This is a genomic window from Actinoplanes sp. CA-142083 (genome assembly GCF_050942195.1).
GTDB lineage: Bacteria > Actinomycetota > Actinomycetes > Mycobacteriales > Micromonosporaceae > Actinoplanes.
Genome location: NZ_CP192076.1, coordinates 1657293 through 1674757 on the forward strand (window position 1 = coordinate 1657293; position 17465 = coordinate 1674757).

The window sequence follows — 17465 nt, forward strand, 5'->3', positions numbered from 1 at the left end:
GGTCAGGGTTTGTCGTACCCGCGGGGCAGAATGGCTTCCGTGCCCACCGGATCCGGCTACCGCCGGCAGCTCTACCGCGACGACGCGGTCGTCCTGCGCGTGCAAAAGCTGGGCGAGAGCGACCGGATCATCACGCTGCTGACCCGCCGCCACGGCCGGTTGCGCGCGGTCGCCCGCGGGGTGCGGCGCACCATGTCCCGCTTCGGCGCCCGGCTCGAGCCGTTCGGCCACGTCGACCTGCAGCTCGCCGGCTCGCCCGAGGGCGTCGGCAGCTCGCTGCACTCGGTCAGCCAGGTCGAGGCGGTCGCGCTCTACGGCAAGCAGTTCCTCACCGACTACCCGCGTTACACGGCGGCTTCGGCGATCGCCGAGACCGCCGAGCGGCTCACCCCGGTCGAGCGCGAGCCGTCCCTGCGGCTGTTCCAGCTCACCCTGGGCGCGCTCAAGGCGCTCGCCGCCGGCGAGCACGCCGGCGGCCTGGTGCTGGATGCCTACCTGCTGCGCGCCATGGCCACGGCCGGCTGGGCGCCCGCGATCGCCGAGTGCGCGGTCTGCGGCACTCCCGGCCGGCACGCCGCGTTCTCGGTGCCGGCCGGCGGCGCGGTCTGCCCCGACTGCCGGCCGCCCGGCTCGGCCCACCCGGCGCCGGCCACGCTCCTGCTGATGAGCGCGCTCACCGACGGCGACTGGCCGATCGCCGACGCGGCCGAGCCGCCGGTGCGCCGCGAGTGCAGCGGGCTGGTCGCCGCCCACCTGCAATGGCACATGGAGCGGGCGCTGCGCTCGCTGCCGCTTGTCGATCGACGGGAGAGTTCCTGATGCCGCGTCCACCCACCCCGCACCTCTCCGGCGCCCGTCCGCCGGAGCTGCCCAAGGCGGCGCTGCCCCGACACGTCGCGATCGTGATGGACGGCAACGGGCGCTGGGCCAAGGAGCGGGGGCTCTCCCGCACCAAGGGCCACGAGCAGGGGGAATACTCGCTGTTCGACACCATCGAGGGCGCGATCGAGCTCGGCGTGCCGTACCTGTCGGCGTATGCCTTCTCCACGGAGAACTGGAAGCGCTCGCCTGACGAGGTGCGCTTCCTGATGGGCTTCAACCGCGACGTCATCCGGCGCCGCCGCGACCAGCTGGTCGACCTCGGCGTGCGGGTGGTCTGGTCGGGCCGCGCGGGCCGGCTGTGGAAAAGCGTGATCCAGGAGCTGCAGACCGCCGAGGAGATGTCCAAGAACAACAGCACGCTGACGCTGCAGTTCTGCGTGAACTACGGCGGCCAGGCCGAGATCGCCGACGCGACCCAGCGGATCGCGCAGGACGTGGCGGCCGGCAAGCTCAAGCCCGACCGGGTGAACGAGAAGACGATCGCCCGCTACCTCTACCACCCCGAGGTGCCCGAGGTCGATCTCTTCCTGCGCCCGTCGGGGGAGCAGCGCACGTCGAACTTCCTGTTGTGGCAGTCGGCGTACGCGGAGATGGTCTTCCTCGACACGCTCTGGCCCGACTTCGACCGCCGCCACTTGTGGTACGCGTGCGAGCTCTACGCGGGCCGCGACCGGCGCTTCGGCGGCGCCATGCCGAACCCGGTGGCGCCCCCCAAGTCGGCTTCTTCGTAGGCCGCCTCTTTCGGGCGGCCCTTCAGGCGGTCAGGATTCGCACGGTGCCCTCCACGTCGGACATGTCGGGCAGCACGGCGTGCGCGCCCGCGAGTACCAGGTCGGCCATCTTGGTCGAGCCGGTCGCCACGGCCACGGCCAGTGCGCCGTTGGCCAGGGCGGCCGTCACGTCGTGCACCGTGTCGCCGACCACGACCGGGGCGAAGCGCTCGCCGTACTTCGCCTCGGCCCGCTCCAGGCTGCGCCGGACCAGGGTGGCCCGCACGCTGTCGTCGGTGCCGTAACCGCCGACGTCGGCGTCGAAGGCGTCCGTAAGGTCGAAGGCGGCTACCTTGGCCCGCGCGACCTCGGGGACGTTGCCGGTGACGAGCGTCTGCACCACATTCGGGTCGTCGCCGAGGCGGTCCAGCACGTCCCGCACGCCCGGCATCAGCGAGCCCTGCTCGCCGAACTCGTGCTGGGTCAGCCGGATGTGCTCGACGTACCGCAGGAAGAACCGCTCCGGCGTGCAGTCGGTGACCCCGTGCACCGCGAAGACCTCGGCGCAGATGTCCATGTCGGTGCGCCCGCCGAACACCGGCGTGGCCAGCCACTCCAGCCCCGTGATCTCGGTGAACGCCCTCTTCCAGGCGCGGGACGCCACCCCGCCGCCGCGCAGCAGGGTGTAGTCGACGTCCCACATGACCAGGCGTCTCACTCGCGCAGGGCCCGCTCGATGTGCTCGACCTTGGCGTGCAGCGCGTCGCTGACCCCCGGCCGCACATCGGCCTTGAGCGACAGGCTGACCCGCGGCGACCCCTTGGCGACCGCTTCCACTGCCTGTTTGACGACGGCGAAGCATTCGTCCCACTCACCCTCGATCGTGGTGAACATCGCGTCGGTCCGGTTGGGCAGCCCGGAGGCCCGCACGACCCGCACCGCCTCGGCGACGAGGTCACCGACCGACTCACCCGCACCGAGCGGCGTGACAGAAAACGCAACCAGCATGGGCCTATCGTCCCAGCCGGGACGGGGAGGAAGGCAACCCTCCGTCGCCGGCTGAGAGAGCGCTCTCACGCTATCTTGTGGCCGGGCGCGCCGATAGCGGCCGGCGCGTGGGATCGCGCTTTCTGGCAGGGTGAGGCCCGATTTTCCGCCGGTGTTGCCCGTTCATGCGGCGCCGGAGGAGCTACCGGCGCAGGAGTTTGCCGATCTCGGCAGCCAGGTTGGTGGCGCCTTCTATCTCGGCCTTGCGGATCGAGACGCTCTCCACGTGGAAGCCGTACGGCATGCCCAAGTGTGTGCAGAACGCCTGCAGGTCGCGGGCCATGGACAGGCACTCGCGGTACGAGTCGGCCAGGGGGTCGGGGGAGTGGCGCAAGGTGTTCTGGAGCCAGCGGGGCACGTCTACGCCCAGCCACTTGAGGAACTCCAAGGTCTTCGGCGAGCCGCAGAGGGACAGGGTGAAGATCATGGGGCGGGGTTGCAGGGAACGCTCGCGGCAGGCGTAGAAGTAGTCGGAGATCAGGTTCTTGGTCTCGCCCACGTCGTAGATGACCTGGGAGATGAAGAAGGTGCAGCCGCGCTCCTGCTTGGCCAGCATGCGCAGGTGCTCGTCGCCGGAGCGGGTGTGGCGCTCGCTGATCACCACGGCGCCCAGCGGGAGGTCGGGGCGGATCTCGGCGCGCAGCTCCTGGGCGCGGCGCAGGTCGGTGCGGACCGGCTTCTCGCCGGAGGAGGCGCCGACGAAGACGCTCAGCACCCGGCCGGGGTCGACGCCGTGCAGCCAGGTGCGCAGCTCGTCCTCGTCGTACTTGCCGATGCAGCGGTAGATCACCGCCGGGCGGTCCCAGCCGCCCAGGTGCTCCTCGTGGAACGCCGCCGGGTCGAGGGTCGGCAGGAACGGAAAGGGGCGGTCGGCCGCGATCCGGTCCGACTCGTCCGTGATGTCGTACAGGATGAGGCCGTCGAGATCTAAGCGCGACAACCGCTGGAGCGTGACCTCGGTGATCTCCTTGACCCGCTCGGGGCTGGTGTTCTTGCGTGGCGGGGTGATGCCGAACAGCAGCACCCCGCTCTGCGCGTCGGAAAGCATCGTCTGCAGCGTGGGGGACATCGGGACAGCGTAGAAAGTCCGGATTCAGTGGTTCGCGCAGCAGGGGGTGGGATCCCGCGTTTCGAACGGCACGAGCAGTCCGCCGGCCGCCGGGGTAGTGGTGAGCACGAGCTCGCCGAAGCGGTACTGCGGGCGGACGAAGCCGCAGGTGTCCACGCGCTGGTCCGGTGTGGCCCCGCCCGAGCCGAGCACCTCGACCTTGGCGATCGCGCTGAGCGACAGGATCTCCTCGACCGTCAGCGTGCCGACCAGGTCGGTCGAGCCCGGAAATATCACGGCCCGCCCGAATTTTCCGGTCAAAGCCGCGTCGGCGCCGGGCTGCAGCTCCGCCGATGTCGGAAATGTCTCCCCAGCGGCGGTGAGGCTGATCGCGACGTGGCGATAGGGCTCGGAAACCAGGTGCGTGCAGGCCACAACAGGCGCCGGCGACAGCGACAGGATCCAGTGATCGGCCTCGGACAGCTCCCGGTGCCCGAGACTCACGCCAAAGGTGCGGGCCGGCTCCACGGAGGAGCCGGCCGACACGGAGCGATACAGCGTCACTTGGGCAGGACCCAGATCGGGTTGGTGTAGAACCACAGGTCGCCCCACGGGTCGGCGTCGCCGATCACGTCGAGCTTCGGGCCGTACGGGTCGACGCCGGGCCCCATCAGGCCGGGCTGGGTGCGGTTGCCGTCGGTGCCGCGAACCCGCACGTAGAACGGCTTGTCGAGGCGACCGAGGTCGTAGGTCAGCGAGACCAGCTTCGCCCCGGCGGAGACCTCGAACGACTTGACCACCTTGGTGTTCGGGGTGGTGAAGCTGTCCTTGTCGGCCACCGGCCCGGTCACGGTGCCGACGATCACGTCGACCCGCTTGAGCACCGGCACGAAGTCGGCCCAGTTCGGCCGGTCCTGCAGGTCGATGTCGAGGGTGAGCTCGGTCGAGGTGCCGCGCTTGACGTGCACGACGCCGCCGAGCGGGGTGCCGGTGTCCCAGCGGCGGTCGCCGCCGGCGCGGACCCGGGCGTCCAGGCCCTTGATCAGCCGGCCGTGGTCGACCCAGACGCGGCCGGCGCGCAGGCCGTCCATGACCGCCTTGTACGAGAACGACGAGGCGCCCACGTTGGTGCGGCCGTAGAAGCCGGGCCAGAAGTCGCCGGCCGTGGTCAGCGTCTTGCCGGTGTAGACCGGGTCGTTGTACTTGCCGTTGGCCTCGAAGTCGCTGCCCGGCCCGCGGTCCGACTGGTCGAGGTAGTTCACGTGCGAGTCGGAGTTGACCGTGATCCACCACGCCTTGCCCTCGGCGAGCAGGCTGTCCCACAGGCCGCCGACCGTGGCGGTCATCCAGTCGAAGCCACCCCAGGTGCGGTAGCTCTCCAGCGGGTAGCCGACGTACGAGGCGGCGGACGGGTTGTTGTCGTAGTAACCGCGGGCGCCGCCGCGGCCGTAGGGGGCGGGGATGCCGGCGGCCTGGTGGCCGGGCGCGCCCTCGAAGCCGACGGCGACGGTCGGGTCGGCGTCGCGCCAGTTGCGGATCTCGTGCGGCGAGTCGATGCCGCGGCGGGCCGGGTGGTTGGCGAGGAACAGCGCGCCGTCCACCTTGCGGGCCTTGACCTGCGAGGCGAGGAACTTGATGCCGGCGATCGCGGCGGCCTCGTTCTGCGCCTCGGTGTTGGTGGCCGGCAGCTGCGAGCCGTCGTACGTCTGCTCGAACTGCTTGAGGACCTCGACCTCGTTCTTGCTCGGCGTCACGAAGACGGTCGCGTGCTCCGCCCCCGGGATGTTCCACTCCAGACCCTGGAACGTCAGCAGGTCGCGCAGCTCCGACCGGGTCTTCTGGATGTCGGGGTTGACCTTCTCCACACCGATCTTGGCGTGCGCGTTGCTGCCGTGGTCGGTGATGACCAGCCAGTCGAGGCCGAAGGCGTGGCCGTGCTGCGCCTGGTCGAGCACCCGGTATTGGGCGTCCGAGCTGTACTGGGTGTGGATGTGGTGGTCGCCGGCGAGCCAGCGGAAGCCGCCCCTGTCGGTGCCGCCGCCGGCCGGGCCGTGGGCGTGCGGCAGCCCGGCGGCGGAAGCCGCAGCCGGCGTGGCCAGCACGGATGCCGCCGCGCCCGCGCCCAGGAGGCCCGCGCCGCGCAGGAAACCGCGGCGGGAGACGTCGGACGGCGAGAGCTCGCTGTCCGGGATGCTCAAGTCGAGGGCCGGGGCGAGATCTCCGCCGCCGGCGCTGTCCGAAGAATGATCGTGATCGTGATCGTGGCCATGACCCATGGTGCGAAACCCTCGTGGCCCCACCTCAACGATCAATGAAGCGCAGGCGAACTTAACCGATGATCGGTCGAAACAGGCCGGTCAGGACGGTCGTGGCAAGCACCACGGCGGCCAGCGCGAGCGCGCCGGTCATCAGCAGCACATCGGCGCTCGTGAAGATCTGGCGGCGCGCGTAGGTGCGCGGCGCCGAGGAGTCGAAGCCGCGGGCGTCCATCGCCACCGCGAGCCGCCCGCCGCGCCGCAGCGCACCCACGAGCAGGGCGAAGGCGGTCGCGGGAAAGCCCCGGATCCCGGTGTCCACGCCCCGGGCCCGGCGGGCCAGCGTGAGCATCTGCCACTCCTCGCCGAGCAGCGGCAGCAGGCGGAACGCGGCCAGCGCGCCGATCGCGAACCGGGCCGGCGCTTTGGCGTTCTGCACGAGCGCGTCGGCCAGGTCGGTCGGGTCGGTGGTGGCGAAGACGATCACCCCGGGCAGCGCGATCGCGAACAGCCGCAGCACCAGAGCGAGCGCCGAGATGAGCACGTCGGTCGTGATGTCGAAGGGGCCGAGGTCGAGCAGCAAGGTGCCGCCGCGGTCGGCCGCGAACAGCACCATGGTCACCAGCACGCCGATCGCGGCCAGCGCCAGCGGCCAGGCGCGCCGGGCCAGCGTCGCGTAGCGCAGGCCGAACAGCGGCAGCACGGTCAGCTCGATCACCAGGGCCAGCGCCGGGGTGAGGGGGTCCAGCGTGGCGATCAGCGGCAGCGTGAAGAGCAGGGCGGCGCCCAGCTTGGCGACCGGGTTGCGCCGGGCGAGGGGCGCGGCCGGATCGGCGACCGGCTGCAGGGTGAAGGTCACTGCCGCCGCCGGCGGGGGAGTGGGTCGTTCAACTTCGACGATCCCAGAGGCAGCGTACGGTCGGCGAGCGCCTGCACGAAGTCGTCGTCATGGGTCACGGCAACCACGGCGTGCCCGTCGTCGCGGAGCGTGGCCAGCAGGGTGACCAGCTCGATCCAGGTCCGCCGGTCCTGGCCGAAGGTCGGCTCGTCCAGCACCAGCAGGCGCGGCGCGGTGGCCAGGGCCGTCGCGACGCTCAGCCGCCGGGCCTCGCCCCCGGAGAGCGTGTACGGGTTCGCCTGGGCCAGCTTCGTCAGCCGCAGCCGCTCGAGCAACTGATCCACGGTCTCCCGGATGGCGGCGGCGCTTCGTCCCAGCCGGCGCGGCCCGACCGCGAGCTCGTCGGCGACCCGCGCGGTGACGAACTGGTGCTCGGGGTTCTGGAACACCGACCCGATCCGCTGGGTGAGCGTCGCGGCCTTCCACTTGTGCGGCGGCCGCGGATCGCCGAACGCCGTCACCGTGCCGCCGGCCGGCGCGAGCAGCCCGCCCAGCACCAGCGCCAGCGTCGACTTGCCGGCGCCGTTCGGCCCGGTCACCGCCAGCACCTCGCCGCCGCCCACTCTCATCGAGACCGGGACGCGCAGCCGCTGCCCGACCGTGACGTCCTCGGCGCGGATCAGCTCTTCGGTGGCCGGGGTGCCGGCCTTCAGCGGCGGGATGGCGAAGCCCGGCACCCACACCCCCTCGGCGGCGAGCCGGTCCCCGTACGCGGCGAACACCACCTCGGGCGCGCCGTCGGCCCGGATCCCGCCGCCCGGCTCCAGCACCACCACCCGGTCGACCAGCGGCAGCGCCTCGGCCACCCGGTGCTCGACCACGATCAGCGTGGAGTCGTCGCGGGACCGCAGGATCGCCTCGCGGACCAGCTCGGCCCCGGCCGGATCGAGGTTGGCGGTCGGCTCGTCGAGCAGCAGCAGGGTGGGCCGCAGGGCGAGCACGCCGGCCAGCGCGAGCCGCTGCGCCTCGCCGCCGGAGAGCGCCGCAGTCGACCGGGTGATCGGGTACGGGAAGCCGACGCGATCGAGGGCGTCGCTGACCCGCGGCCAGATGTCCTTGGCCGGTGTGCCGCGATTCTCCAGGCCGAACGCGACGTCATCGCCGCTGCGGGCCATCACCAGCTGGGTCTGCGGATCCTGGAAGACGATGCCGGTCCCTTCGCGGGCCTCGTGCGGGTCGGCGCCGTCGATCAGCACGCTGCCGGCCCGCTCGCCCGAGTCGTCGGCGAGCAGCCCGGCCAGCGCCGCGAGCAGGGTGCTCTTGCCGGCCCCCGAGGGACCGAGCAGCAGCACCCGCTCACCGTGCTCGATGGTCAGGTCGACGTCGCGGACCGCCCAGGCGCGGCGGCCCGCATGCCGCCACCCGAAACCCCGCAGCTCGACCCGACTCATGATTCACATGGAATCAAGGATCAGACCAGCGCGCGCGATCGGCCCGCCGGGAAGCGGTCGAGCACACCCGTCTGAGCCAGCGCCCGCACCAGCAGGACGCTGCCGATACCGGCCACCACCAGCGACGACGCCGCGGTGATCAGGATGTAGGGGATCCGGAACGTGGCCCAGGAGTAGCCCGGGTACCAGACGAACGCGTCGTACACCGAGGCGACGATGCCGGCGGTGGCGCCGGCGAGCATCGCCACCGGCAGGTTGTAGATCTTGTACGCGAACAGCGCGAAGATCAGCTCTGCGCCGAGGGCCTCGAGCGGGCCCTGCACGACCAGGGTCCAGCCCCAGCTCGTGCCGATCGCGACCGAGACCAGCGAGGCGAGCGTGAGGGTGTAGAAGGCGGCGCCGGGCTTGCGCACGATCAGCGCGCCGAGCACCGCCGGGACCAGCCACATGCCGTAGAGCACGGCCCGGCCGGGCAGCGGGATGGCGTCGGCGGGGCCGTTCCAGAGCAGGTTCCACGCCCAGAAGATGACGCCGAACGCGACCGCGACGATGCTGGCGATCACGATGTCGATCGTGCGCCATCGGTTGGATGATGTTGCCATGTGAGCCTCCCAGTGGGTACCGGGAGGAGACGCACGCCGCTGCACTGCGGCGCGGCTGGAGAAAGACCGAGCTTCCTGCGCTGGCATTACCCAGATCAGGTACGAGGGTCTGCGGTTGCCCGCACTCTCAGCGCTGTGCGCTCCCCTGTCGGATTGCATGTGTTTCGATGACGCTAACACCGTTGTTAGTTGTGGGACAGCGAGGGAGTGATCACAAACATGGAGATCAAGGCGCGTGGGCTCACCTTCGACGTGTACGAGGGCGGCCCGGCCAACGGTGAGCCGGTGCTGCTGTTGCACGGGTTCCCGCAGGATCACCGTGAGTTCGATCTGATCCTCCCCAAGCTGCACGAGGCCGGTTTGCGCACGTATGCCCTCGACCAGCGCGGATATTCGCCAGGAGCGCGACCCGATGGGGTCGAGGCCTACCGGATCACCGAGCCGGCCGCGGACGCGATCGCCGTGCTGGACGCCCTCGGCATCGAGTCGGCGCACGTGATCGGCCACGACTGGGGTGCGCAGGTCGGCTGGCTGCTGGCCGCGCTGCATCCGGGCCGGGTGCGCTCGCTCACCGCGATCTCGGTGCCGCACCCCAAGGCGCTGCAGCTGGCGATGCGGGTACGCCCGACCCAGCGCGCCCGCTTCGCGTATTTCGCCCTGTTCCGCTCGCGGGTGGCCGAGCGCTTCCTGCTGGCCGGCGGGCTGAGGGCGATGCTGCGCCCGATCGGCGACCGCGCCGCCCTGTATGTGGACGCCATGCGCGACGACCGGGCCCGGCTCACCGGCGGCCTGAACTGGTATCGCGGCCTGCGGGGGAGCGACCTCGGCTCGGTCCGGGTGATCACCGTGCCCACGACGTACATCTGGCCGGACCGCGACGGGGTCGTCGCCCGCACCGCCGCGCTGCGCACCCGCGACTGGGTGGAGGCCGACTACCAGTTCGTGGTGCTGCGCGGGGTGAGCCACTGGGCGCCCGAGCAGGCGCCGGAGTCGGTGGCGAGCGTCGCGCTGGACCGCATCCGGCCGGCATGAGGCCGCGGGAACGGCGCCGGATCGGCAACGAGACCGAGAAGCACCGCTGGGACCGGAACTTCAACGACCTGCTGCAGGAGCTACGGGTCGCGCAGACCGGCATCCAGATCCTCTTCGCGTTCCTGCTGACGCTGCCGTTCACCAACGGCTTCCCGCGCGCCAATCAATTTCAAGAGGACGTGTACGTCGTCGCGCTGCTCTCCGCGGCGTCCTCGACCGCGATGATCATCGCGCCGGTCGCGTTCCACCGCGCGCTGTTCCGCCAGGGCCGCAAGCCGGAGCTGGTCCGTTACGCCCACCGGATGGCCGGCGGCGGCCTCGCGTTCCTGCTCATCTCGATGGTCAGCAGCGTGCTGCTGGTCACCGATTTCATCCTCAGCCGCCGGATCGCGCTGATCCTGGCGGGCGTGGCGGCGTTCTGGTTCGTCGCGCTGTGGGTGGCCTTCCCGTTCTACCGGCACAACTGGATCGACGAGGACGACGAGGAGGAGGACGAGGAGCTCAACGGCGACGACCCGAGGCGGTCAGACCCAGGCGCCTGAGCTCCAGCGCCGCGAGCGCGTCGACCGCCTCCGCGTCGCCGTTGCGCCAGCTCTGCGCGATGTCCGGGCCCAGCTTGGTCAGTTCGTCGAGCGGCTGGGACGCGAGCGCGCGCAGCGCCAGCAGATCGCGGCCGGCCGGCTCCGCCCGTACCGAAGAAGCCACCCCGGCCCGGCGCATCCACCGCAACCGCAACGGAAGCCAGAGGAAAAGCACCAGCGCGAGCGGCACGGAGACCGCGAGGATCGCCAGCATCCACGCCATCTGGTCGACGATCTCCTGTTGCTGGCGCCCGGCGTCGGCGATGGCCCGGGCCGCGTCGGCGGCGCCGTTGAACGGCTTGACCAGCTGGTCGCCGACCAGCGGCACCCGGTTGACCTTGCCGCCGGCGTCGGCGAGATTGTCGGCGATGCCGCCGCCGGCGCTCTGCAGCTTCTGGCCCGGGACGGCGAGTTTCTCCACCACGTCGTTGACCCAGAGGCCCGCCCTGATCCACAGGTAGACCCAGATGACGACGACGATGTCGGTGAGCAGCTGGCGGATGGCGGTGGGGAGCCGCTCGGCGTAGAGCTTCACGCCGAAAGCGTCCCATGTGGCCACCAACCCCGCTGACTCAGCGTCAGCGCTTGGCGGAGCAATCCTGGCAGGTGCCGAAGATCTCCATCGTGTGCGACACGTCGGTGAAGCCGTGCTGGGCGGCCACCTTGTCGGCCCACGACTCGACCGCCGGGCCCTCCACCTCGACGGCCCGCCCGCAGGCCCGGCACACCAGGTGGTGGTGATGGCCCTGGCTGCACCGGCGGTAGAGGTGCTCGCCGCCGGGCGGGCGCATCACGTCGATCTCGCCGGCGTCGGCGAGGCCCTGCAGCGTGCGGTAGACCGTGGTGAGGCCGACCCGCTCGCCCCTCTCGCGCAGCTTGGCGTGCAGGTCCTGGGCGCTGTTGAACCCCTCGACGTCGTTGAGCACGGCGCTGACCGCGCTGCGCTGCTTCGTGTTCCGCTGCGCGTTGGCGTCCGCGTTCACGATCTGACCTCCCTCGCGTGGCTGACGGCGTCGGCGACGATGTGCGCGACGTGATCGTCCACCAGGGAGTATGCGATCTCGCGGCCGCGCCGCGCGCCCCGCACCACCCCGGCGCCGCGCAGCACCCGCAGATGCTGGGAGACCAGGGGCTGGGGCGCGCCCAGCTTTTCCACCAGCTCGTGCACGCAGCGCTCGCCCACGCCGAGCTCGGCGACGATCGCGACACGGATCGGCGCGGAGAGGGCTCGAAGCAGCTCCCCGGCCGACTCGTAGGCCTCGTAACCGGTCGTCGTCGTCATCGTCCCCGCCAATTTATCGCGCGCCACCGGTCAACTCTGCAGGACGACATCGGGCGGCTCCACCTCCCGGGGCTGGCTCGCGGCACGCCGACGCAGGGCCCGGACCACGCCCACGCCGACCGAGAGCGCCACGAAGACGGCCAGGGCGAGGATCACCGTGGTGGCGCCGGGCGCGGTGTCGATCTCGGCCGAGACGGCCACGCCGGCCGCGGCGGCGCCGAGGCCGATCACCATGGCCAGGGCCATGGTGCTGCGGAAACCCCGGGTGACCTGCTGGGCCGCGGCGACCGGGACGACCATCAGGGCGGAGACGAGCAACAAGCCGACCGTACGCATGGCGATCGTCACCGTGACCGCGGTCGTGACCGCCATCAGCAGGTTGAGCGTGCGCACCGGCAGGCCGCTGACCCGCGCGTACTCCTCGTCGTTGGAGATCGCGAAGAGCGCCGGGCGGAAGACCGTCATCGCCAGCAGCACGGCCACGCCCAGCACGATGATCACCACGAGGTCCTCGGGCGACGTCGTGATCAGCGAGCCGAACAGGTACTGCATGAGGTTGGCGTTGCTGCTGTCGTCGGAGAGGCCGACCAGCACCACGCCGCCCGCGATGCCGCCGTAGAACAGCAGCGCCAGCGCCAGGTCGCCGGAGGTGCGGCCGCGCTGGCGGATCAGCTCGATGCCGACCGCGCCGATCGCCGAGACGATCACCGCGCTGATCACCGGGGAGTGGTGCAGCAGCAGGCCCACGCCGACGCCGGTCAGGGCCACGTGGCCGATGCCGTCGCCGATCAGCGACAGGCGGCGCTGCACCAGATAGATGCCCAGCGCGGGGGCGGCCAGGCCGATCACCAGCGCGCCGATGAGCGCCCGGATCATGAAGTCGTAGGCGAACAGGTCCATCAGCCGGCCGCGATCCGGTCGGTGGGCGCCACGCAGATCTTGGCCTTCTCGGGCGCGGCGTGCGGGTGCGTGTGGTCGTGGTCGGGGTCGGCGTGGTGACCGGCCGGCTCGGGCGGGACGCCCTGGTGCGCGATCTGCCCCTCGTGCACGACGATCGCCCGGTCGATCAGCGGGCGCAGCGGGCCGAGCTCGTGCGCGACCAGCAGGATCGTGCCGCCGCGGGCCGCGAACTCGCCGAGCGCCGCGGCGAACGCCTCCTGGCTGGCCGCGTCGACGCCGGCGGTCGGCTCGTCGAGCACCAGCAGGTCGGGCTTCCCGGCCAGGGCGCGGGCGATCAGCGTGCGCTGCTGCTGGCCGCCGGAGAGCGTGGCGACCGGATCGCCGATCCGGTCGAGCAGTCCGACGGCGGTGAGCGCCTCGCGGACCGCCTTCTTGTCGGCGGCGCCGGACGGGCGGAAGATGCCGCGGCGGGCCAGCCGGCCGGAGGCGACCACCTCGCCGACCGTGGCGGGCACGCCGGAGCCGGCGCCGAGGCGCTGCGGCACGTAGCCGACCCGGGCCCAGTCGCGGAACTTGCGCCGGTCGGTGCCGAACAGGTCGATCCGGCCGCGCGCGGACGGGACCAGGCCGAGGATCGTGCGGATCAGCGTGGACTTGCCGGAGCCGTTGGCGCCGAGGATCGCGACCACCTCGCCGCCCTGCACCGACAGCGAGACGTCGTGCAGGATCTCCCGGCCGTCGTATCCGACGGCGAGATGGCGTACGTCGACGACGCTCATGAGGTGCACCCCAATGCCGTGGTGAGCGCGGCCAGGTTGGACCGCATGACGGTGAAGTAATCGGCGTTCGGGTCCGTGAGTCCTTCGAGGGGGTCGAGCACCGCGGTCCTGGCGCCGACCTCGCGGGCGATGGTCTCGGCGACCTTGGGGCTCACCAGGGTCTCGAAGAAGATCGTGGTGGTGCCGGTGGCCCGGGCCTCGGCCGCGACCTCGGCGAGGCGGCGCGGGGACGGCTCGGCCTCGGGGGAGATTCCGGTGATGCCGATCTGGGTGAGGCCATAGCGCGAGGCCAGGTAACCGAACGCCTCGTGGCTGGTGACCAGCTCGCGCCGCGGACAGTTCGCCAAGCTCTCGGCGTACGTGCGATTGAGGTCTTGAAGTTGATTTTGCAGCTCTTGCGCCCGGGCGTGGAAGTCGGCGGCGTGCGCGGGATCGGCCTCGGCCAGTCGATCGCCCAGCTTGCCGGCGATGGTCGAGAAACGGACGGGGTCGAGCCAGACGTGCGGGTCCTTGCTTTTCCCGAGGGGGATCAACTCGACCACGCTTGCCACGTTGAAAGCGCGGCCTTTCGCCTCCTGCTTCACGGCGGCGTCGACGGCCGGCTGGAAACCCTCGAGGTAGACCGCGAGGCCCGCGTCGGCGACCTGGGCGACCTGGCGGGGGTTGAGCTCGACGTCGTGCGGCTCGGCGCCCGGCTTGGTGAGATTCGTGACGGTCACCGCGTCGCCCCCGATCCGCTCGCTGAGGAACTGCAACGGGTAGAACGCCGTGACGACGTTGAGCTTCCCGTCCGTGAAGCCGTTCGCGGAGGCGCGCCCGGCGCAACCGGCGGCGACGGCGAGCGTCAGGAGCACGGCTAGCAGGGCGCGGGGCATACCACCAACTGTCCCCGACAATGATAATGATTGTCAAAACCGCATGTGTTCTCAGATCGCCTTGGCCGTGACCGCCGCCAGCAGAATCACCAGCATCACCACGCGCAGGACGCGCGTCGGCGGCGGCTGCACCGGCCAGGTCGTGAAGGTCAGCGCCGCCAGCCCCGCAGCCAGGACGAACAGCACCGCGGCGCCGACGATTCCCGGCAGGAACAAACCGGCCAGCATCAGCACCAGCGCCACGATGAACGCCGTGGTCGGACTCACCCTCGCCAGCCGGCGCAGCACGTTCTCGGACGGTGCCACCATGTCGCCTCCTCGCGCTGCGTACGCTCGTCGCATGCTCGTGCTCAACCGCTTCGTGGTCGCGCCGGACACGCAGGACGGCTTCGTGCTCCGCGCGCACGCCGCCCTCACCGCGCTGGCCGAGCGCCCCGGATACCTTTCCGGGCGGCTCACCCGGGCCCTCGACGACCCCGCCCACTGGACCCTGGTGACCGAGTGGGAGTCGGTGGGAGCCTACCGGCGCGCCCTGGGCAACTTCGACGTCAAGGTGCACGCGACCCCGCTGCTCGCCGAGTCGGTCGACACGCCCTCGGCGTTCGAGACCCTCGCCAGCGCCGACCCGGGCGGCCAGGTGGTCGTGACGGCCAGCGACCGGGCCACGGACCCGTGGGGCTGAGCACTAGTCTGGATTTATGACGACGGCGCCGCACGTTCCCGCACCGCCACCGGGCCCCGGCGTCTACCCGCCCTTCCCGGCCCCGCCGGTCGAGGGCAAGGGCAAGCGCGTCGGCTGGTCCATCGGCATCGCGATCGGCGTCGTCGTGCTGGTCTGCGGGCTCGGCACGGCCGCCCTGATCGGCGTGGCGGTCGCCTCAAGGGGGTCGTATCAGGAGCGTGCCCACGTCGCCGTCAGCTCGTACCTGAACGCGGTGCGCTCCGGCAAGTACGACCAGGCGTACAACCTGCTCTGCGACGACGCGCAGGACAGCGAGAGCCCCGCCGCGTTCCGCGCCCGCGTCTCCGCGGAGCCGGTCATCGAGTCGTACACGATGGGTGATCTTGATCTGTTGACCGGCGCCGTCCCGGTGGACGCCACTTATGACGACGGCAGCAGCGCGCAGCTCGAGGCATATCTGGGTGTCGATAGCCAGACGGGCACGTTCGAGGTGTGCGAGATCGGGGAGTAATCTCGCAACTCGTCCGGATCAACTATTTTGTCCCCGCCGACACCCAGCCGGCGTAGGAGGAACATGCCTGCCGACCGTATCGATGCCGTCGTCAGCCTGGCCAAGCGCCGTGGCTTCGTCTTCCCCTCCAGCGAGATCTACGGAGGAACCCGCTCGGCCTGGGACTACGGTCCGCTGGGCGTGGAGCTGAAGGAGAACGTCCGCCGCCAGTGGTGGCGCACCATGGTGCAGCAGCGCGACGACATCGTCGGCCTCGACTCCGCCGTCATCCTCGCGCGCCAGGTGTGGGAGGCGTCCGGCCACATCGCCGAGTTCGTCGACCCGCTCACCGAGTGCCAGTCCTGCCACAAGCGCTTCCGGGCCGATCACCTGGAAGAGGCGTACGAGGCCAAGCACGGCTCGCTGCCGTCCTCGCTGCAGGAGCTCAACTGCCCGAACTGCGGCAACAAGGGCACCTTCACCGAGCCGAAGATGTTCAACGGGCTCATGAAGACCTACCTCGGCCCGACCGAGAGCGCGGAGGGGCTGCACTACCTGCGTCCCGAGACCGCGCAGGGCATCTTCGTGAACTTCAACAACGTCGCGACGGCGGCCCGCAAGAAGCCGCCGTTCGGCATCGCCCAGGTCGGCAAGAGCTTCCGCAACGAGATCACACCAGGCAACTTCATCTTCCGTACGCGTGAGTTCGAGCAGATGGAGATGGAGTTCTTCGTCGAGCCCGGCAGCGACGAGGAGTGGCACGAGTACTGGTTGCAGCAGCGCTGGAACTGGTACCGCGACCTCGGCCTGTCCGAGTCGAATCTGCGCTTCTACGAGCATCCTCGCGAAAAGCTTTCGCACTACTCGAAGCGGACGGTCGACATCGAGTACCGCTTCCAGTTCGGTGGCTCGGACTTCGCGGAGCTGGAAGGCATCGCAAACCGAACAAATTTCGATTTGTCCACTCATTCCAAGCACTCCGGGGTTGATCTCTCCTACTTCGACCAGGAGAAGCAGGAGCGCTGGGTGCCGTACGTGATCGAGCCCGCCGCCGGCCTCACCCGCGCGGTGCTGGCCTTCCTGCTCGAGGCGTACGACGAGGACGAGGCCCCCAACACCAAGGGCGGCGTCGACAAGCGGACGGTCATGCGCTTCGACCCCAGGCTCGCGCCGATCAAGGTCGCAGTGCTGCCGCTGTCGCGCAACCCCGACCTGTCCCCGAAGGCCCGCGGCCTCGCCGACACGCTGCGCAAGCGCTGGATCGTCGAGTTCGACGACTCGCAGGCGATCGGCCGGCGCTACCGTCGCCAGGACGAGATCGGCACGCCGTTCTGCGTGACGGTCGACTTCGACACGCTCACCGACGACGCGGTGACGATCCGGGACCGCGACACCATGAAGCAGGAGAGGGTCGCGCTTGCCCAGGTCGAGGACTACCTGCTCAAGCGCCTGCCTGGTTGCTGAAGAAGCCGCCCGGCCGCTTGTTGCGGTCCGCGATGAGCCCGGCCAAGGTCGCGATGGCGATCTCGGCCGGGGTCTTCGACCCGATGTCGAGGCCGATCGGACGGTGCACCCGCGCGATCTGATCCTCCGGGACGTCGAGGTCGCGCAGCATCTGGATGTGCGGGCCTTCGATGGTCGGCTTGCCCAGGATCCCGATCCACCGCGTCGGCGCCGCCAGCGCCTCCTTGAGCACCACGCCGATCTCGGCGCGGTGGTGGTCGCTCAGCACGATGTCGGTGTGCTCGTCGAGGTGCGCGGCCGCGAGATCGTGCACAAAGAGATCACCGTGCGGCCGTGGCGTGCCCTGCAGCCGCGTCTCATCGGGCTCGACCAGCACAGACTGAAACCCCACCTCGACGGCAAGCCGAAGAATGGCCTCCGCCACCGGCGACTCGAACACGACGACCAGCCGCCGCGGACTCAGACCATCGCTCACCCGCTCGACTCTGCCAGAAAAATTCTGGTTCGCCACCCATACTCAGGTCGCGCGACAGCTAGTCGGTTGACT

At 70.7% G+C, this 17465-nt stretch carries 23 protein-coding genes and 1 riboswitch; of the genes, 7 read left to right on the plus strand and 16 right to left on the minus strand.

Going from position 1 to position 17465, the window contains the following annotated elements; translation table 11 throughout:
• Positions 1–30: 30 nt before the first annotated feature.
• A complete protein-coding gene (gene recO / locus ACQPZX_RS07935) occupies positions 31–819 on the plus strand; it encodes a DNA repair protein RecO (protein WP_433376495.1) in 789 nt (262 codons plus the stop codon).
• Positions 819–1613 (plus strand): isoprenyl transferase, encoded by a 795-nt coding sequence (locus ACQPZX_RS07940; protein WP_433376498.1) that lies wholly within the window; start codon positions 819–821, stop codon positions 1611–1613. The genes recO and ACQPZX_RS07940 overlap by 1 nt, the downstream gene beginning before the upstream one ends.
• A gap of 22 nt (positions 1614–1635) precedes the next feature.
• Here the strand turns inward: ACQPZX_RS07940 and ACQPZX_RS07945 are convergent, their stop codons facing one another.
• From ACQPZX_RS07945 to ACQPZX_RS07980, 8 genes are all read right to left on the minus strand, one after another.
• Complete coding sequence (locus ACQPZX_RS07945) at positions 1636–2310, minus strand: HAD family hydrolase (RefSeq protein ID WP_433376500.1); 675 nt, start codon at positions 2308–2310, stop codon at positions 1636–1638.
• The gene (locus ACQPZX_RS07950; protein ID WP_433376503.1) at positions 2307–2600 is read right to left on the minus strand and encodes an MTH1187 family thiamine-binding protein; all 294 of its coding nucleotides are present in this window, start codon (positions 2598–2600) and stop codon (positions 2307–2309) included. Before ACQPZX_RS07950 ends, ACQPZX_RS07945 begins: the two co-directional genes overlap by 4 nt.
• 181 nt (positions 2601–2781) lie before the next feature.
• Positions 2782–3708 carry a methylenetetrahydrofolate reductase gene (locus tag ACQPZX_RS07955; protein ID WP_433376506.1) on the minus strand — a complete coding sequence of 309 codons (927 nt, stop codon included), beginning with the start codon at positions 3706–3708 and terminating at the stop codon, positions 2782–2784.
• 24 nt (positions 3709–3732) lie between these two features.
• Entirely contained in the window at positions 3733–4233 is a 501-nt protein-coding gene (locus ACQPZX_RS07960; protein WP_433376509.1) for a hypothetical protein, read from the minus strand.
• A 14-nt stretch (positions 4234–4247) separates the two neighbouring features.
• Positions 4248–5963: a histidinol-phosphatase gene (locus ACQPZX_RS07965; protein WP_433376511.1), complete on the minus strand. Its 1716-nt coding sequence runs from the start codon at positions 5961–5963 to the stop codon at positions 4248–4250.
• 52 nt (positions 5964–6015) lie between these two features.
• Positions 6016–6801 carry an energy-coupling factor transporter transmembrane component T family protein gene (locus ACQPZX_RS07970; RefSeq protein WP_433376514.1) on the minus strand — a complete coding sequence of 262 codons (786 nt, stop codon included), beginning with the start codon at positions 6799–6801 and terminating at the stop codon, positions 6016–6018.
• Complete coding sequence (locus ACQPZX_RS07975) at positions 6798–8231, minus strand: ABC transporter ATP-binding protein (protein WP_433376517.1); 1434 nt, start codon at positions 8229–8231, stop codon at positions 6798–6800. The genes ACQPZX_RS07970 and ACQPZX_RS07975 overlap by 4 nt, the downstream gene beginning before the upstream one ends.
• Before the next feature lie 20 nt (positions 8232–8251).
• Positions 8252–8833: an ECF transporter S component gene (locus ACQPZX_RS07980; protein WP_433376520.1), complete on the minus strand. Its 582-nt coding sequence runs from the start codon at positions 8831–8833 to the stop codon at positions 8252–8254.
• Between the two features lie 54 nt (positions 8834–8887).
• Positions 8888–8990, minus strand: a riboswitch (TPP riboswitch).
• A 62-nt stretch (positions 8991–9052) separates the two neighbouring features.
• On the opposite strand from ACQPZX_RS07980, the gene ACQPZX_RS07985 reads away from it, so the two are divergent.
• Complete coding sequence (locus ACQPZX_RS07985) at positions 9053–9865, plus strand: alpha/beta fold hydrolase (RefSeq protein ID WP_433376523.1); 813 nt, start codon at positions 9053–9055, stop codon at positions 9863–9865.
• The gene (locus ACQPZX_RS07990; protein WP_433376526.1) at positions 9862–10407 is read left to right on the plus strand and encodes a DUF6328 family protein; all 546 of its coding nucleotides are present in this window, start codon (positions 9862–9864) and stop codon (positions 10405–10407) included. Before ACQPZX_RS07985 ends, ACQPZX_RS07990 begins: the two co-directional genes overlap by 4 nt.
• Here ACQPZX_RS07990 and ACQPZX_RS07995 read toward each other — a convergent pair.
• Genes ACQPZX_RS07995 through ACQPZX_RS08025 form a run of 7 tightly spaced genes read right to left on the minus strand, consistent with a single transcriptional unit; the run spans position 10367 to position 14591 of the window.
• Positions 10367–10981 carry a hypothetical protein gene (locus ACQPZX_RS07995; RefSeq protein ID WP_433376529.1) on the minus strand — a complete coding sequence of 205 codons (615 nt, stop codon included), beginning with the start codon at positions 10979–10981 and terminating at the stop codon, positions 10367–10369. The genes ACQPZX_RS07990 and ACQPZX_RS07995 overlap by 41 nt on opposite strands.
• A gap of 43 nt (positions 10982–11024) precedes the next feature.
• Positions 11025–11429 (minus strand): Fur family transcriptional regulator, encoded by a 405-nt coding sequence (locus tag ACQPZX_RS08000; protein ID WP_433376532.1) that lies wholly within the window; start codon positions 11427–11429, stop codon positions 11025–11027.
• Positions 11426–11728, minus strand: coding sequence for an ArsR/SmtB family transcription factor (locus ACQPZX_RS08005; protein WP_203821098.1), 303 nt, complete (start codon positions 11726–11728; stop codon positions 11426–11428). Before ACQPZX_RS08005 ends, ACQPZX_RS08000 begins: the two co-directional genes overlap by 4 nt.
• Before the next feature lie 30 nt (positions 11729–11758).
• Positions 11759–12628 (minus strand): metal ABC transporter permease, encoded by an 870-nt coding sequence (locus ACQPZX_RS08010; RefSeq protein ID WP_433376535.1) that lies wholly within the window; start codon positions 12626–12628, stop codon positions 11759–11761.
• Positions 12628–13407, minus strand: coding sequence for a metal ABC transporter ATP-binding protein (locus tag ACQPZX_RS08015; protein WP_433376538.1), 780 nt, complete (start codon positions 13405–13407; stop codon positions 12628–12630). Before ACQPZX_RS08015 ends, ACQPZX_RS08010 begins: the two co-directional genes overlap by 1 nt.
• Positions 13404–14282, minus strand: coding sequence for a metal ABC transporter substrate-binding protein (locus ACQPZX_RS08020; RefSeq protein ID WP_433376541.1), 879 nt, complete (start codon positions 14280–14282; stop codon positions 13404–13406). The genes ACQPZX_RS08015 and ACQPZX_RS08020 overlap by 4 nt, the downstream gene beginning before the upstream one ends.
• 51 nt (positions 14283–14333) lie before the next feature.
• Complete coding sequence (locus ACQPZX_RS08025; RefSeq protein ID WP_433376544.1) at positions 14334–14591, minus strand: DUF6703 family protein; 258 nt, start codon at positions 14589–14591, stop codon at positions 14334–14336.
• 31 nt (positions 14592–14622) lie between these two features.
• Between ACQPZX_RS08025 and ACQPZX_RS08030 the strand changes: the two genes are divergently transcribed.
• From ACQPZX_RS08030 to ACQPZX_RS08040, 3 genes are all read left to right on the plus strand, one after another.
• Positions 14623–14964 carry an antibiotic biosynthesis monooxygenase family protein gene (locus tag ACQPZX_RS08030; protein WP_433376547.1) on the plus strand — a complete coding sequence of 114 codons (342 nt, stop codon included), beginning with the start codon at positions 14623–14625 and terminating at the stop codon, positions 14962–14964.
• Positions 14965–14980: 16 nt separating this feature from the next.
• Positions 14981–15475, plus strand: coding sequence for an Rv0361 family membrane protein (locus ACQPZX_RS08035; protein ID WP_433376550.1), 495 nt, complete (start codon positions 14981–14983; stop codon positions 15473–15475).
• 63 nt (positions 15476–15538) lie between these two features.
• Positions 15539–16918, plus strand: a complete 1380-nt coding sequence (locus ACQPZX_RS08040) for a glycine--tRNA ligase (protein ID WP_433376553.1) — start codon at positions 15539–15541, stop codon at positions 16916–16918.
• Here ACQPZX_RS08040 and ACQPZX_RS08045 read toward each other — a convergent pair.
• Complete coding sequence (locus ACQPZX_RS08045) at positions 16896–17393, minus strand: XdhC family protein (protein ID WP_433376556.1); 498 nt, start codon at positions 17391–17393, stop codon at positions 16896–16898. The two genes, ACQPZX_RS08040 and ACQPZX_RS08045, sit on opposite strands and share 23 nt — an antisense overlap.
• Between the last annotated feature and the right edge of the window lie 72 nt (positions 17394–17465).

Excerpts from the sequence above, each read along its gene's own strand:
- ACQPZX_RS08010 (WP_433376535.1), bottom strand. The coding sequence starts at position 12,628 with ATGGACCTGTTCGCCTACGACTTCATGATCCGGGCGCTCATCGGCGCG.
- recO (WP_433376495.1), top strand. The coding sequence starts at position 31 with ATGGCTTCCGTGCCCACCGGATCCGGCTACCGCCGGCAGCTCTACCGC.
- ACQPZX_RS07980 (WP_433376520.1), bottom strand. The coding sequence starts at position 8,833 with ATGGCAACATCATCCAACCGATGGCGCACGATCGACATCGTGATCGCC.
- ACQPZX_RS08030 (WP_433376547.1), top strand. The coding sequence starts at position 14,623 with ATGCTCGTGCTCAACCGCTTCGTGGTCGCGCCGGACACGCAGGACGGC.
- ACQPZX_RS07985 (WP_433376523.1), top strand. The coding sequence starts at position 9,053 with ATGGAGATCAAGGCGCGTGGGCTCACCTTCGACGTGTACGAGGGCGGC.
- ACQPZX_RS07955 (WP_433376506.1), bottom strand. The coding sequence starts at position 3,708 with ATGTCCCCCACGCTGCAGACGATGCTTTCCGACGCGCAGAGCGGGGTG.
- ACQPZX_RS08005 (WP_203821098.1), bottom strand. The coding sequence starts at position 11,728 with ATGACGACGACGACCGGTTACGAGGCCTACGAGTCGGCCGGGGAGCTG.
- ACQPZX_RS07990 (WP_433376526.1), top strand. The coding sequence starts at position 9,862 with ATGAGGCCGCGGGAACGGCGCCGGATCGGCAACGAGACCGAGAAGCAC.
- ACQPZX_RS07950 (WP_433376503.1), bottom strand. The coding sequence starts at position 2,600 with ATGCTGGTTGCGTTTTCTGTCACGCCGCTCGGTGCGGGTGAGTCGGTC.
- ACQPZX_RS08025 (WP_433376544.1), bottom strand. The coding sequence starts at position 14,591 with ATGGTGGCACCGTCCGAGAACGTGCTGCGCCGGCTGGCGAGGGTGAGT.
- ACQPZX_RS07975 (WP_433376517.1), bottom strand. The coding sequence starts at position 8,231 with ATGAGTCGGGTCGAGCTGCGGGGTTTCGGGTGGCGGCATGCGGGCCGC.
- ACQPZX_RS08035 (WP_433376550.1), top strand. The coding sequence starts at position 14,981 with ATGACGACGGCGCCGCACGTTCCCGCACCGCCACCGGGCCCCGGCGTC.
- ACQPZX_RS07940 (WP_433376498.1), top strand. The coding sequence starts at position 819 with ATGCCGCGTCCACCCACCCCGCACCTCTCCGGCGCCCGTCCGCCGGAG.
- ACQPZX_RS07965 (WP_433376511.1), bottom strand. The coding sequence starts at position 5,963 with ATGGGTCATGGCCACGATCACGATCACGATCATTCTTCGGACAGCGCC.
- ACQPZX_RS08020 (WP_433376541.1), bottom strand. The coding sequence starts at position 14,282 with ATGCCCCGCGCCCTGCTAGCCGTGCTCCTGACGCTCGCCGTCGCCGCC.
- ACQPZX_RS08015 (WP_433376538.1), bottom strand. The coding sequence starts at position 13,407 with ATGAGCGTCGTCGACGTACGCCATCTCGCCGTCGGATACGACGGCCGG.
- ACQPZX_RS08040 (WP_433376553.1), top strand. The coding sequence starts at position 15,539 with ATGCCTGCCGACCGTATCGATGCCGTCGTCAGCCTGGCCAAGCGCCGT.